At 70.1% G+C, this 468-nt stretch carries 1 protein-coding gene; it reads left to right on the forward strand.

Annotated elements, in window-relative coordinates; genetic code table 11:
• Nucleotides 1–468 (forward strand): aminotransferase class I/II-fold pyridoxal phosphate-dependent enzyme (locus AACY49_RS30760; protein WP_339528064.1); only part of this gene is annotated, 468 nt, incomplete at both ends.

A 468-nucleotide genomic window follows, 5' to 3' on the forward strand; every position in this document is an offset into this window, starting at 1 on the left:
TATGCCGCCAATGCCGCCTTGCTGTCCACACTGCCGCAGCGCGGCGACCTGATCGTCCATGATGCGCTGATCCATGCCAGCGCGCATGAAGGCATGCGCCTCGCCCGCGCCGAAAGCGTGGCGACGCCGCATAATGACGCGACCGCGGTCGATCAGGCGATTGCCGACTGGCGGCGGCGCGGCGGCACGGGTCGCGCATGGATCGCGGTCGAAAGCCTCTACAGCATGGATGGCGACCGTGCCCCGCTCGCCGATCTCGCAGCGGTGGCGGCGCGGCACGCGGCGATGCTGCTGATCGACGAAGCGCACGCGACCGGCGTGTTCGGCCCCGACGGGCGCGGCCTCGCCGCCGATCTGGAGGGGGCCGAGAACGTCATCACCTTGCGCACCTGCGGCAAGGCTTTGGGCTGTGAGGGCGCCTTGCTGTGCGGCCCGCGCACGATGCGCGATTTTCTGGTCAATCGCGGG

The sequence above is a fragment of the Pseudomonas sp. EL_65y_Pfl2_R96 genome (genome assembly GCF_963970905.1).
Lineage (GTDB): Bacteria > Pseudomonadota > Gammaproteobacteria > Pseudomonadales > Pseudomonadaceae > Aquipseudomonas.